The sequence below is a fragment of the Microbacterium esteraromaticum genome (assembly GCF_016907315.1).
In the GTDB taxonomy this organism is placed as follows: domain Bacteria; phylum Actinomycetota; class Actinomycetes; order Actinomycetales; family Microbacteriaceae; genus Microbacterium; species Microbacterium esteraromaticum.
In genome coordinates this window covers 1,588,841-1,601,584 of record NZ_JAFBBS010000001.1, presented here as the reverse complement: position 1 = coordinate 1,601,584, position 12,744 = coordinate 1,588,841, and the positions used below count along the sequence as shown (strand labels likewise).

The following is a 12,744-nucleotide window of genomic DNA, read 5'->3' as shown; positions in this document are numbered from 1 at the left end:
AACCCGCGAAATGACGCGGAATCACGGGTTGTGGTTGGTACATTCGAGGCGGTCGAACGACCGACGGGGGCTCTCCCTCGAAATCAACACGATGCGACGGACCTTCGTCGCTGGAGGAGTGACATGGCTGACAAGTCCATCACCAAGACCGAGCTCGTCGCGAGCATCGCTTCGGCCACCGGCGAGAGCCAGGCCACCGTCTCGCGCGTCCTCGACTCGCTGTTCACCACCGTGTCGGACGCCGTTGCCAAGGGCAGCAAGGTCTCGATCCCCGGTTGGATCGCGTTCGAGCAGGTCGACACCGCCGCTCGCACCGGCCGCAACCCGCAGACCGGCGCCGAGATCAAGATCCCGGCCGGCAAGCGCGTCAAGGTCACCGCTGGCTCCAAGCTGAAGGCAGCCGTCAAGTAAGACCGCTTGCTGCAAGAGAAGGCCGTCCCTCCGGGGGCGGCCTTCTCTCGTATCGGCCGTAGGCTGGAACGGTGAATCCGTACCGTCTCGCTGGCCTGGCGATCCTCGTCGTCAGCGGGGTCGCCGGCCTCATCGCCGCCCTTCTCATCGGCGGCGGCGCCGTTCCGCCGAAGCTGCTCGATCCGGGTCCCGTCGTCATGTGGGGCCTTCCGGCCGCCAAGCTCGCGGCCAACCTGGGGGCGGCGGCGATGCTCGGCTCGCTCGTCCTCGCGCTCTTCGGCCTGCGCGCGGCATCGCGTCCCTTCGAGGTCGCGATCGACACGGCATCCGTCGGCGCCGCCGTCTTCACGATCGGCTCGGGCATCACGGCCTTCCTCACCTTCATGGCGGCCTTCAACCCGAAGCTCACCGCCGACCGCGGCTTCGGCGAGCAGTTCGGGCGGTACCTGCTAGAGCTGCCCCTCGGCCAGGCCTGGCTGATCACCACGCTGATGGGCGCCGTGATCACGCTGCTGCTGTTCGGGTGGCGAAGCTGGACGGGCACGATGCTCACAGCCGTGCTCGCCGCGGCCTCGTTCCTGCCCATGGCCACGCAGGGCCACTCGGGAGATGTCGCCGGTCACACCGTCGCGGTCAACGCGATCCTGCTGCACACGATCGGCGCGGCCGTCTGGGTGGGCGGCGTGCTGCTGCTCGTCATCCTCCGGCACGTCGACGGCCGTCCGGCCGCACAGGGCAAGAGCCGCAGACCGGATGCAGGACTCGACCTCGCCGTGCTCGTCTCGCGCTACTCGTCGCTGGCCATCGCCGCCTTCGCGGTGGTGGCGTTCTCGGGCGTCGCGCGCACCGTGGTCGCGCTGGGCGCGTGGAGCGAGCTGCTCTCGCCCTACGGCCTGATCGTGATCGCCAAGGCGGTGGCCCTCGTCGGGCTCGGCCTGTTCGGGGCGTGGTACCGCCGCAGGCTCATCCCGCACCTCGACGGCGACCGCGAGAAGCGCGCGTTCTGGACCCTCATCCTCGGCGAGCTCGCCCTGATGGGCATCGCCTCGGGTGCCGCCGCGGCGCTCGCCCGCACACCCCCGCCGCTCGGCGAAGAGGCGCCGGCGGTGCAGACACCGGCAGAGCGCCTCACCCGCAGTCCGCTGCCGCCCGAGCTGACTCTCGACCGGTGGTTCACCTCCTTCGATCTCGACGTGCTGTGGATCGCTGCCGTCGCGTTCGGCGTCTTCCTCTACGCCGCGGGGATCATCCGGCTGCGCAGGCGGGGGGATGCCTGGCCGCTGCACCGCACGATCTTCTGGATGTCAGGGCTGACCCTGCTGCTCTGGGTCACCAACGGGCCGATCAACGCCTACCAGGACTACCTGTTCAGCGTGCACATGGCCGGGCACATGCTGCTGAGCATGGCCATCCCCGTGCTGCTCGCGGCCGGAGCGCCGATCACGCTGGCGCTGCGCAGCATCCACAAGCGCGACGACGGCACCCGCGGCGGACGTGAGTGGATCCTCTGGGCGGTGCACTCGCCGTACTCGCGGTTCATCACGCATCCGTTCGTCGCCGCCGGCATCTTCGCGCTGTCGCTATGGGCGTTCTACTTCACGGATCTCGTGCGCTGGGCGATGTACGACCACCTCGGCCACGAGTGGATGATCATCCACTTCCTCATCTCGGGCTACCTGTTCGCGATGACGCTGATCGGCGTCGACCCCATCCCCTACCGCCTGCCGTACGCCGGCCGTCTGATCACGCTCATCGCGGTGATGGCGACGCACGCCTTCTTCGGCATGGCGATCATGATGCAGTCGGGGCTGATCGTCGCCGAGTGGTACGGATCGATGGGCAGGACGTGGGGCCCGACTCCGATGGAGGACCAGTACATCGGCGGCGGCATCGCCTGGTCCGTCGGCGAGATCCCGACGCTGATCCTCGCGATCACGCTCGCGATCCAGTGGTCGAGATCGGACGCCAGGCTGCAGCGCCGACGCGATCGGCACGCCGATCGCACGGGTGACGCCGAGCTCGAGGAGTACAACGCGCGCCTCGCGCGAATGGCCGAGCGCGACAGCGCCCGCTGAGGGCTCACTCCTCGAGTGCGGGCTGATCGCCTTCGGGGGATCCGACCCGGATCGACACGGTGCCGTCGGGGAGCACGGTTGCGGTGCCGTTGACCCGGAAGGGAACGTCCTGCGAGACCTCTCGCACGGTGCCGTCGAACAGCGACTGGATCTCGACGTCGATGTGGGCCATCGCCTCGGTGACGGGGATCGCCCAGCCGGCGCCATCCGGTTCGAGGGTGACGGCGGGCTGCTTCGCGATCGACCACTTCGGGGTGGTGCCGGGGGCGAGGCGATTGTGCAGCTGCAGCCCGAACGGGCAGCGGGTGGGCTGCAGCACCTCCTGCGTGGCGCACTGGGTGAGGAACTGCTCGACCTGCTGCTGCACGACGCCGATGAACTTATCGGTGGGCTCTGCCTGCACGTCGACCGGAGTGCGGGCGAGGGCGGTGTCGGCGAGCACGCTCACGCCGCGGGATGTCGCGATCGCGGTGTCGACGGTGACCGAGTAGCGCCCGGGAGTGAAGACGAGCAGGTGCACGGGGTCGAGCGGGCCGGCCTCGGCGCCGTCTACGGACACCTGGCGACGGTCGATGGGGAAGCCGTTCACCGCGAACACGTCGGCACCGCGCACGGTCAGCTCTATCTCGGCCAGCGGGCTCTGGGTGAAGCGCCAGTTCGGGGTGACTCCGACCCAGCCGTCCTGCGCGACGGTGAACACCGAGGTGCCGTCTACGCCGCCCGCGCGGTAGTCGACGACGATCTCGTGCACGCCGTCCTTCTCACCCGTCTCGGTGACGGTGACGTCGGTCAGCGGGGTGAGAGCGGCTCGGCGCAGCAGCGCTTCTGACGCCGACGCGTCGATCCCGGCATCCTGCAGCACCGCCAGGTCGAGCGAGACGCCAGGCACCTGCAGGGCCTCCACAGCGCGGCCGTTCGAGAGCAGGTCGACGTAGCGCTGCACGAAAGCCGAAGGGCTGTAGAAGGACTGGTACAGCGACATGCCGCCGGCGCCGATCGCAGCGACCAGCATCAGGCCGATGAACGCCAGAAGCGCGAGGTCGGCACGCAGCGTCGAGCGCGCGCGCGGGCGCGCGCTCTCGCGTGACACCCGCCCCTGCATCATGGCGCCAAGTCTAAGGAGTCGGTGCTGGGACGAAGCCGAGCGCGCGACTCGGGAGCGCACACGGGACTTAACATAGGGGGCGTGTCCATCGCCCTCTCAGAAGAACAGCAGGCGCTGTTCCGGCTCATCGAGGACACCGACGAGCACGTCTTCATCACGGGCCGGGCGGGCACGGGCAAGTCGACCCTGCTGCAGCACTTCGCGTGGAACACGAAGAAGCAGATCGCGATCTGCGCGCCGACGGGCGTCGCAGCGCTGAACGTCGAGGGCCAGACGATCCACTCGCTGTTCCGGCTGCCGATCGGCCTCATCGCCGAGAGCGAGATCGATCAGTCCGATGCGACCCGGCGCATCCTGAACGCGATCGAGACGCTCGTCATCGACGAGATCTCGATGGTGAACGCGGATCTGATGGACGCCATCGACCGGTCGCTCCGCCAGGCACGGGGCAAGCGGGGCATCCCGTTCGGCGGCGTGCAGATCGTCATGTTCGGCGATCCGTACCAGCTCGCGCCCGTTCCACCGCGCGGTGACGAGCTGCGTTACATCCAGGACCACTACCGCTCGTTCTGGTTCTTCGACGCGAAGGTGTGGACCGGCGGTCGTCAGGGCGACGACGGCGGCGGGATGCTCGACATCGGAACGTACGGCGCGAAGCTGCACGTGCACGAGCTGGTGCACATCCACCGCCAGTCGGACGACGGATTCAAGGCGATGCTGAACGCGGTTCGATACGGCCGCGTCACCAAGGACATCGCCGACGTGCTCAACGCGAAGGGCGCCCGCACGCCGCCCGAACCCGAGCCGGGGGAGGTGCCGATCATCACGCTCGCCACCCGCAACGACATCGTCAACAGCATCAACCGCCGCCATCTCGCAGCCCTCCCCGGTCGCGAGCAGACCGCGCACGCTGAGGTGTCGGGTGACTTCGGCCGCGGCGAGGCGAACTACCCGGCCGACGCCGAGCTCAAGCTCAAGGTGGGCGCCCAGGTGATGTTCCTGCGCAACGACATCTCGATGCAGGGCGAGCCGCCGCGCTGGGTCAACGGCTCGATCGGCACGGTCATGCGCATCATGGGCAACTCGGTGCGCGTCGATGTCGACGGGGACGAGTTCGATGTCGAGCCAGCGGTGTGGGAGAGGTTCCGCTACGCGTACAACCCCGGCACCAAGACGCTGACGAGAGAGGTCGCCGCGGAGTTCACGCAGTTCCCTCTGCGACTGGCCTGGGCCGTGACGATCCACAAATCGCAGGGCAAGACCTATGACCGCGCGGTGGTCGACCTCGGCTCGGGCGCGTTCGCGCCGGGGCAGACGTACGTGGCGCTGTCGCGGCTCACCTCGCTCGACGGCCTGTACCTGTCGCGACCGCTGCGGCCGAGCGACATCCGCGTCGACGAGGATGTGCGCCGCTTCATGCGCGAAGCCTGGGAGGCCAGGCAGGCCGAGAAGGCCGAGACCGAGACGGCCAAGAGCGCCGAGAGTACCGTGAAGAGCATCCGGATGCCATGACCGGCCGCCTTTCAGGCTCGTCGCCCTAGACTCGGAGAGTCCATCTCCGGGAGTGTCATATGCATCTTCGTTCGTCGCGCCGCGTGCGCGCAGCCGTCGGCGGCGCCCTCGCCCTGGCCCTCGCACTGACCGGCTGCACCGGGTCGGATGCTGAGTTCAGCTACACGCCGCCCGAGCAGGTCGACGCGAAGCTGCCGGACGACGTCACCGGTCAGCTGCAGGCCGCCGTCGAGCAGGCGATGGTCGCGACCGGCTCGACCGGCGCCATCGTCGGCGTCTGGGTGCCATGGAGCGGCGAGTGGGTCGCCGGCCTCGGCACGCAGGGCAAGGACGGCGCAAAGGTCAGCGCCGACATGTCGTTCCGCGTGGCCGACGTGACCCGTCTGATGACCTGCGACGTGCTGTACGGCATGGTGGACGACGGCAAGGTCGAACTCGACGCCCCTGTGACCAAGTACGTCTCGGGCGTCGCCGACCTCACCGACATCACGCTTCTCGATCTGTGCAACGGCACCAGCGGGGTCGGCTCGTCCGAGGCCGCCGTGAAGCAGTACTGGCTGAACACCCCTGGCCGCGAGTGGGCGCCACTCCAGCTGGCGAGCTTCGGCCTCGGCGGCAGTCGCGGCCCCGCGCACACCGCTTACCGCGACTCCGACGCCGGCTACCTCATGCTCGGCATGGCCCTCGAGCGCATCTCGGGGATGAGCGCCGCGCAGCTGATCGCCAAGTACGTCACCACGCCTCTCGGGCTCGAATCGACGTCCCTGCCACCGCGGCAGTCGGCCGCGCCGACGCCGGCGCCTGCGCTCACGGGCACCTACCTGCCCGTCGTCAAGGGGGGCGGCTACGACTGCGCCGCGCCCGTCGACATCACCAAGAGCTCGTCGAGCATCGGCTTCACCGATTCAGGCGTCGTCTCGACGATCACCGATCTCGGCCGCTACGCCCAGGCAGAGGCGAGCCAGGCGCTGCGCGAGAAGAACGCGGAACCCGCTCGCTTCGGCGCGCCGCTTCCGGCCACGGCCAAGGCCCCGAGCTGGTACCAGGCGACGGGCGGCGGATTCCTCGTCGGCTCGCTCATCGGCCAGCATGGCTGGGTTCCCGGCTACGCGACAGCGGCGTACTCCGATCCGGCCACCGGATTCACGGTCGCCGTGACGCTCAACGGCTCGTCGGCCGGCGGCTCGCTCGCCGCCTACCTGGCGTGGCAGCTGGCTGCGATCGCCTCGAAGGCACCGGCCGCGAAGGGGCAGACGGCTCCGGAGTTCGGGCTGCCGTTCACGGCTGAGCAGTACGCCAAGAGCATCGCCGACGCGGCGATCTGCTCTCCGCCCGCGGAAGGGTGAGCGCGGCATCGGCGCCCGCAGCCGGCACCGCCGGAGTGGGCGCGGTCGGCCTCGTCGCGATCGGACTGATCTGCCAGCAGGTCGGCTCTTCGGCGGCGATCATGCTGTTCCCCGAGGTGGGGCCGCTCGGCATGGTCATGCTGCGGCTGGTCTTCTCGACTCTGATCCTGCTGGCCATCGCCCGGCCCGCGCTGCGGGGGCACTCGCCGCGCGCGTGGCGCTCGGCTCTCATGCTCGGCGGCGTGCTCGCGCTGATGAACAGCTTCTACTACCTGGCGCTGCGCGAGCTGCCCCTCGGCGTGACGGTCACGATCGAGGTTCTCGGGCCGCTCGCGCTCGCCGTGGTCGCGGCGCGCACGCGCACCTCATGGGTCTGGGCGGGGCTCGCGCTGGTCGGCATCGTCGCGCTGGGCGGCGGCGGCTGGGACCGGCTGACGGTCGCCGGAGTGCTCTTCGCCCTCGGCGCGGCGGCGAGCTGGGCGGGATACATCCTGTCGTCGGCGCGGGTGGGGCGGGACTTCGACCGCCTTGACGGTCTCGCGCTCGCGATGGCCTTCGGAGCGCTGCTCTCGCTGCCGTCCGGGATCGCGGATGCCGGTGGCGCACTGCTGCGCATCGAGCTGGTCGCCCTCGGAGCGGCCGTCGCCGTGCTGAGCTCGACCATCCCGTACGCGCTCGAGCTGGTGGCACTGCGTCGCCTGACGCCGGCTGTCTTCGGCATCCTCATGAGCCTGGGCCCAGCCCTGGCCTGCGTGGCCGGCTTCGTGCTGCTCGGGCAGCGGCTCTCTCTGCTCGAGATCGCCGGGGTCGCGCTCGTGGTGGTCGCGAGCGCCGGCGCGGTATGGGCCGGGCGGGTCGAGCGCGCCGAGCCCGACCTCGCCACCGATGTGCCTCCCACGCCGTGAAAGGATGGACGGGTGCGTGCGTCTCGTAGAACCCGGCTGCTCCGCGGCTTCGCGGGCGCCTCGGTCTCGACCTTCGTCGCTCTGGCCTCGCACGTCTGGGTCGGCGGGCAGATGCCGGGGATGCTGGGCATCGTCGTCCCCTGGGTGCTGTCGTTCATGCTGTGCACGCTGCTCTCGGGCATCCGGCTCTCGGCCTTCCGCCTGACCGCCTCTGTGCTGCTGTCGCAGGCGCTGTTCCACTCGCTCTTCGTACTGGGGGCCATCGCGCCGCGCAGCGGTGTCGCGCCGCACGTGCACGGTCCTCTCGCTCTTCCCTCGGCGGGCGCCGCCCTGATCGTCCCCGAGGATGCGGGCATGTGGGTGGCGCACGGCATCGCCGCGGCGATCACGGTGCTCGCCCTGCATCGCGGTGAGCGACTGGTGCAGGCGCTCACGGCCCTGGCATCCGTCATCGCGCGATGGCTCAGCCGTGCCGTCGTCGCCTCTCCGGCCCTTCCTCTCGCCCCGTCGCGCACGCGGTGGGCTGTGCGGCCCGCGCCTCTGCGCACCGAACCTCGCTTCGCCTGCCTCCGGCGGCGCGGCCCGCCTCTGCTCGTCGTCTGATCCACCGCGGCTCTGCCGCAGGGCGCCGTCGCGCCCGTTTCCAGATGACTCGCCGCTTCGCGGCACCCAGAAAGAGGTTCTCCATGTTCCGTATCCGCACCGCCGTCGCCGCTGCCGCTGTGGCGACCATCGCCGCCCTCGCCGTCGCGGCACCGGCATCCGCCCACGACGAGCTCGTGTCGAGCACTCCGGCCGCCGATGCCCAGCTCACCGCAGCGCCCGCCGAGCTGTCGCTGACCTTCTCGAACAACCTGCTCTCGCTCGATGAGAACAGCGGCACCGCCATCACCGTCGTCGACGCGACCGGTGAGGACTGGGTCGACGGCGAGCCGGTGATCCAGGCCGACAGCGTCACGGTTCCGCTCGCCGAGGGCATGCCGAACGGCGCCTATGCGGTGACCTGGCAGGTCGTCTCGAGCGACGGTCACCCGACGTCGGGCGAGTACTCGTTCTCGCTGGCCGCGGCCGAGGCATCCGCTTCGCCGAGCGCGACGCCGAGTGAGACGGCCGGCGAGCAGCCCGAGCCGGCCAAGACGACGCAGCCGGAGCAGCAGCCCGATTCGATGCAGTGGCCGCTGCTGATCGGCCTGGGCGTGGTGGTGCTGGCCGCGATCGTGATCGTGATCGTGATCGCCGCGCGACGCAAGCGCTGACACCCCCGACAGAACGGGCCTCGCCGGAATCGGCGGGGCCCGTTCGCGGTGATAGCGTCGGCGAGGCGCGCGGGTTCAGGAGGCACGGCATGGCGATCATCGACAACGGCATCTACGTGAACGGGGTGCGCACCGCCAACCCCGGCAGCCTCGACGAGACGTTCGAGCTGATGCGCGAGCGCGGCGGCATGGGCTGGATAGGCCTGTACCGCCCCGATGCCGCCGAGCTGCAGGCGGTGGCCGCCGAGTTCGGGCTGCACGAGCTCGCGGTCGAGGACGCGCTGCGCGGACATCAGCGTCCCAAGCTCGAGCAGTATGAGGACCATCTCTTCGTGGTGCTGCGCCCGGCTCGCTACCTCGACGCAGAGGAGGAGGTCGAGTTCGGCGAGGTGCACGTGTTCGCCGGCCGCGACTTCGTGGTCACCGTGCGGCACGCCGAAGAGCCCGACCTGGGCCGCGTGCGCCGCCGGCTGGAGGCCGAGCCTGAGCTGCTGGCTCACGGACCCGAGGCCGTGCTCTACGCGATCCTCGACGAGGTCGTCGACCGTTACGCGCCAGTGCTCGCCGGGCTCGAGAACGACATCGACGAGATCGAGAACCAGCTGTTCGTCGATGACGTCGACGCCACTCAGCGCATCTACGAGCTCTCGCGCGAAGTGCTCGACTTCCAGCGGGCGGCGCAGCCGCTGACCGAGATGGTCGGGAGCCTGCTGCGGGAGGGCGAGAAGCGGGGAGCGGATGCCGAGCTGCAGCGCCGGCTGCGAGATGTGCACGATCACACGATCCGCGTGGCGGATCGCGCCGCGACCTTCCGCGCGGTGCTCGAGAACGCGCTCACCGTCGAGTCGACGATCGTCGCCCGCAGGCAGAACGAGGAGATGCGGCGGATGACGGAGGAGAGCATGCGCCAGGGGGAGCAGATGAAGCGCATCTCGGCGTGGGCGGCGATCCTGTTCGCGCCGACGCTGATCGGCGCGATCTACGGGATGAACTTCACCTACATGCCCGAGCTCGACTGGCCGCTCGGCTACCCGCTCTCGATCGCGGCGATGGTCGCCCTCGCCGGAGGGCTCTGGCTCGCGTTCAAGCGCAAGGGCTGGCTGTAGCCGCCGTTCTGTGACGCCGTGGGACGCCCTGCGCCCGGACGCCCGCCGCTCGGCGCAGAATGGATGCATGACGCTCGCCGACCTCGCCACCACGCACCCGTTCGACGCCATCACGGCCGACCAGCTGCGTGACGCGGGAAGCGTGAAGTGGACGCGCTTCCCCGACGCGATCGGCACGTTCATCGCCGAGATGGACTTCGGTGTCGCACCCGCCATCTCGGATGCGGTCGCCGATGCGCTGCGCGCCGGCTTCACCGGCTACCTGCCGCAGCCGACCGCTCAGGCGCTGCAGCAGGCGGTCGCCGACTGGTACGCCGAGAAGTGCGACTGGGCCGTCGCCGCGGACGATGTGCGCCTGGTGGCCGACGTGATCGCGGCGTACGAGTTCGCGATCACCACGTACACGAAGCCGGGCGCCGCCGTCATCGTGCCGACACCGGCGTACATGCCTTTCCTCGATGTGCCGCTGCGTCACGGGCGGCGAGTGATCGAGGTGCCGAGCGTCGAGACCGGCGGGCGGTGGGTGATGGACCTCGACGCCGTCGCCGCGGCCTTCGCCGACGGTGGCGAGCTGCTCGTGCTGTGCAATCCGCACAACCCGCTCGGCACGGTCGCGACGCTCGATGAGCTGAAGGCCATCGCCGAGACGGTGACGGATGCCGGCGGACGGGTGTTCTCGGACGAGATCCACGCCCCGCTCGTGTACGCCCCCGCGCGGCACATCGCGTATGCGTCGGTGTCGGCGGCGGCGGCCGAGCACACCCTTACCGCGACCTCGGCGTCGAAGGCGTGGAACCTGGCTGGCTTCAAATGCGCGCAGCTGATCCTGTCGAACGACGAGACGCGTGGCGCCTGGGAGGCCGACGGCGGCTGGGCGGGGCATGGCACAGCGACGATCGGGGCGGTGGCTCAGCTGGCCGCGTACACGGCGGGCGCAGAGTGGCTCGATGAGGTCACCGACTACCTCGACGGCAACCGGCGTCTGCTCGCCGAGCTGGTGGCCGAGCACCTTCCCGGTGTGCGGGTCACGGTGCCCGAGGGCACGTACATCGCGCTGCTCGATTTCCGGGGCACGCGCCTGTGGGATGAGCTCGGCGGGAACGCCGACCTCGGCACCTGGTTCCGCGAGAATGCAGGAGTCGCAATGACCGATGGTGCGCTGTGCGGTGCGGCGGCGGTGGGATGCACGCGCTTCGTGTTCGCGACGCCGAGGCCGATCATCCGGGAAGCGGTGCTGCGGATCGCCGAGGCGCTCGCGCGCTGACCCCTGATGCAGGTGATCGCGGCGCGTGCGGGCGTCAGGAGGCGGCGGTGCGAGCGGCCTGATCCACGGCCTTCGTGAGCTTGCCGAGGAATCCGACGACAGCGGCATGCTCGTCTGCACTGAGCTCGGAGGCGATCTGGCGCGTCGCCTGCTGGAAGGCGACGACGGGGGCTCCGACGGTGCGCTCTGCGAGCGGAGTCGCGGTGATGACGAGGCTGCGGCGGTCAGAGGGGTGGCGCACGCGCTCGATGGCGCCGGCGCGCTCGAGACGGTCGAGCAGTGCAGTCATAGACGCTGAGGTGACACCGAGGTGCTTCGCCAGCGCGGTCGGCGTGACCGTGTTGTCGCTGCGCGCCGCGGTGAGCAGGTACTGGATGATCCGGATCTCGTTGTCGGACATCGACGAGGCCGCGCGAGCACGTGCGTGCATCGCGCTGTCGGCCTCCTGGTACTGCCGAAGTGCGTTGATGATCTGGGTTTCGGAACTCACGTGATCGCTCATGTGCCCCTCCTTGTGATCGATCATAGCAAAACATGAAGTGTGCCGGATATGTAGTTTGACAAACTACTTTTGATCTGAGTAAGTTTTCTCACATCAGATTCACACCGACCTGAGGAGTTGACATGGGCACGCTGCACTACGGAGCCACCGGCGATCCGATCGAGATGCCGGACCGCATCCTCGCTCACCTGAAGGTTCTGATCTCGACCAAGCTGCGCCGCAACGAGAGCTTCTCGCTGTCGTGGGATCGCCTCATCGACGGAGCCGTCGAGCGATCCAGCATCTGGCTGCACTGCTCGATCCCGCTGCAGTTCCAGATGGACGCAGAAGCCTCCAAGCAGCTCGACCGCGCCTACCTGCAGCAGCTCGCCGACCAGGCGAACTCCTCGACGGGCGTCGTCATCGACCTCTGCGACCAGGTGACCGAGCGCGAGATCTCCGAGATCGCCGTCAGCACCCCGGCCCTGGCGCGTGTCGCATGACCATCGCAGAGCACCCCGCAGGCCGGCTCTTCGTGCCGGGGGCCACCGCGCAGGCGGCACCCGCCGCTCCTGTCGCGACGGCCATCCCGCGGGCGGTCACGTGGAGCAAGGTCGACACCGGCTTCCACGTCGCATCACGGGCGGGGGAGTACGTGGGCTCGGTCGACACGACGCCTGACGGGCACTTCGTCGCGTTCGACGGCACGAGCGCACCGATCGGCCGCTACGCCGAGCTGTCCGAAGCGAAGTCGGCCGTGCTCGCATGGAAGCCCGAGCGCACGCGCATCCGCGACCGACGTCTCTCCGAGACCGTCGCGCCCATCGCGGCGTCCGCCGGTCTGGTCGCCGCGGCGACCGCAGCGCTGGGCGCGCTGCTCAGCGTCGTTCCCGTCTGAGCAGCCGCGCCGACGGCAGGTCAGTGCGTGAGCACGACCTCGTCGGTCTTCTGCTGAAGGAACGAGCGGAGCTCTGCAAGGCGTGCGATGTCGTCGGCGAGCAGGCGGAGGTCGGCGTCGTCCAGGTCGATCGAGGCGTCACGGCCTTCGAACGTCACCACCCAGGTGGGCATGCCCCGACGGATCTCCGGATGCAGCAGAGTGATGGTGCTGGCGGACCGCAGGGTCACGACGACCATCCCCGAGTTCGGTCCGGACTCGAAGTTGTTGTCGAGCACGGCGACACCCAGCGAGTCAGCACTGTGCGACACGATGTACTCGTTGACCCAGCGCTCCACTGTGGTCCGGTCGCGATATGGCATGGGGCACCTTCTCTTCACTGAAC

At 69.5% G+C, this 12,744-nt stretch carries 14 protein-coding genes; 11 read left to right on the top strand and 3 right to left on the bottom strand.

Going from position 1 to position 12,744, the window contains the following annotated elements; translation table 11 throughout:
• The first annotated feature begins 123 nt into the window (after positions 1–123).
• Positions 124–411: an HU family DNA-binding protein gene (locus tag JOE67_RS07820; protein ID WP_071645077.1), complete on the top strand. Its 288-nt coding sequence runs from the start codon at positions 124–126 to the stop codon at positions 409–411.
• A gap of 71 nt (positions 412–482) precedes the next feature.
• A complete protein-coding gene (locus tag JOE67_RS07815) occupies positions 483–2,486 on the top strand; it encodes a cytochrome c oxidase assembly protein (protein ID WP_204974920.1) in 2,004 nt (667 codons plus the stop codon).
• Between the two features lie 4 nt (positions 2,487–2,490).
• On the opposite strand, the gene JOE67_RS07810 is transcribed toward JOE67_RS07815, so the two are convergent.
• Complete coding sequence (locus JOE67_RS07810; protein WP_239528045.1) at positions 2,491–3,591, bottom strand: hypothetical protein; 1,101 nt, start codon at positions 3,589–3,591, stop codon at positions 2,491–2,493.
• 81 nt (positions 3,592–3,672) lie between these two features.
• On the opposite strand from JOE67_RS07810, the gene JOE67_RS07805 reads away from it, so the two are divergent.
• The 7 genes from JOE67_RS07805 to JOE67_RS07775 all read left to right on the top strand — a co-directional run bounded on the left by JOE67_RS07805 (position 3,673) and on the right by JOE67_RS07775 (position 10,980).
• Positions 3,673–5,103, top strand: a complete 1,431-nt coding sequence (locus JOE67_RS07805) for an AAA family ATPase (protein WP_204974919.1) — start codon at positions 3,673–3,675, stop codon at positions 5,101–5,103.
• 59 nt (positions 5,104–5,162) lie between these two features.
• Positions 5,163–6,449 carry a serine hydrolase domain-containing protein gene (locus JOE67_RS07800; protein WP_204974918.1) on the top strand — a complete coding sequence of 429 codons (1,287 nt, stop codon included), beginning with the start codon at positions 5,163–5,165 and terminating at the stop codon, positions 6,447–6,449.
• Positions 6,446–7,354, top strand: a complete 909-nt coding sequence (locus JOE67_RS07795) for an EamA family transporter (protein ID WP_338041534.1) — start codon at positions 6,446–6,448, stop codon at positions 7,352–7,354. The genes JOE67_RS07800 and JOE67_RS07795 overlap by 4 nt, the downstream gene beginning before the upstream one ends.
• Positions 7,355–7,366: 12 nt before the next feature.
• A complete protein-coding gene (locus tag JOE67_RS07790) occupies positions 7,367–7,957 on the top strand; it encodes a hypothetical protein (RefSeq protein ID WP_204974917.1) in 591 nt (196 codons plus the stop codon).
• Positions 7,958–8,040: 83 nt separating this feature from the next.
• On the top strand, positions 8,041–8,610 hold the full coding sequence (locus tag JOE67_RS07785; protein ID WP_204974916.1) for a copper resistance CopC family protein: 570 nt from the start codon (positions 8,041–8,043) through the stop codon (positions 8,608–8,610).
• Positions 8,611–8,699: 89 nt separating this feature from the next.
• The gene (gene corA, locus JOE67_RS07780; protein WP_204974915.1) at positions 8,700–9,716 is read left to right on the top strand and encodes a magnesium/cobalt transporter CorA; all 1,017 of its coding nucleotides are present in this window, start codon (positions 8,700–8,702) and stop codon (positions 9,714–9,716) included.
• 67 nt (positions 9,717–9,783) lie between these two features.
• A complete protein-coding gene (locus JOE67_RS07775; protein ID WP_204974914.1) occupies positions 9,784–10,980 on the top strand; it encodes a MalY/PatB family protein in 1,197 nt (398 codons plus the stop codon).
• Positions 10,981–11,014: 34 nt separating this feature from the next.
• Here JOE67_RS07775 and JOE67_RS07770 read toward each other — a convergent pair whose 3' ends face one another.
• The gene (locus JOE67_RS07770; RefSeq protein ID WP_204974913.1) at positions 11,015–11,482 is read right to left on the bottom strand and encodes a MarR family winged helix-turn-helix transcriptional regulator; all 468 of its coding nucleotides are present in this window, start codon (positions 11,480–11,482) and stop codon (positions 11,015–11,017) included.
• Positions 11,483–11,604: 122 nt separating this feature from the next.
• Here JOE67_RS07770 and JOE67_RS07765 point away from each other — a divergent pair, with 122 nt between their 5' ends.
• Together JOE67_RS07765 and JOE67_RS07760 are read left to right on the top strand one after the other, a co-directional pair.
• Entirely contained in the window at positions 11,605–11,964 is a 360-nt protein-coding gene (locus JOE67_RS07765) for a DUF7882 family protein (protein WP_204974912.1), read from the top strand.
• On the top strand, positions 11,961–12,359 hold the full coding sequence (locus JOE67_RS07760) for a peptide ABC transporter permease (protein ID WP_204974911.1): 399 nt from the start codon (positions 11,961–11,963) through the stop codon (positions 12,357–12,359). The genes JOE67_RS07765 and JOE67_RS07760 overlap by 4 nt, the downstream gene beginning before the upstream one ends.
• A 20-nt stretch (positions 12,360–12,379) precedes the next feature.
• Here the strand turns inward: JOE67_RS07760 and JOE67_RS07755 are convergent, their stop codons facing one another.
• Positions 12,380–12,721: a protein-L-isoaspartate carboxylmethyltransferase gene (locus tag JOE67_RS07755; RefSeq protein WP_204974910.1), complete on the bottom strand. Its 342-nt coding sequence runs from the start codon at positions 12,719–12,721 to the stop codon at positions 12,380–12,382.
• Between the last annotated feature and the right edge of the window lie 23 nt (positions 12,722–12,744).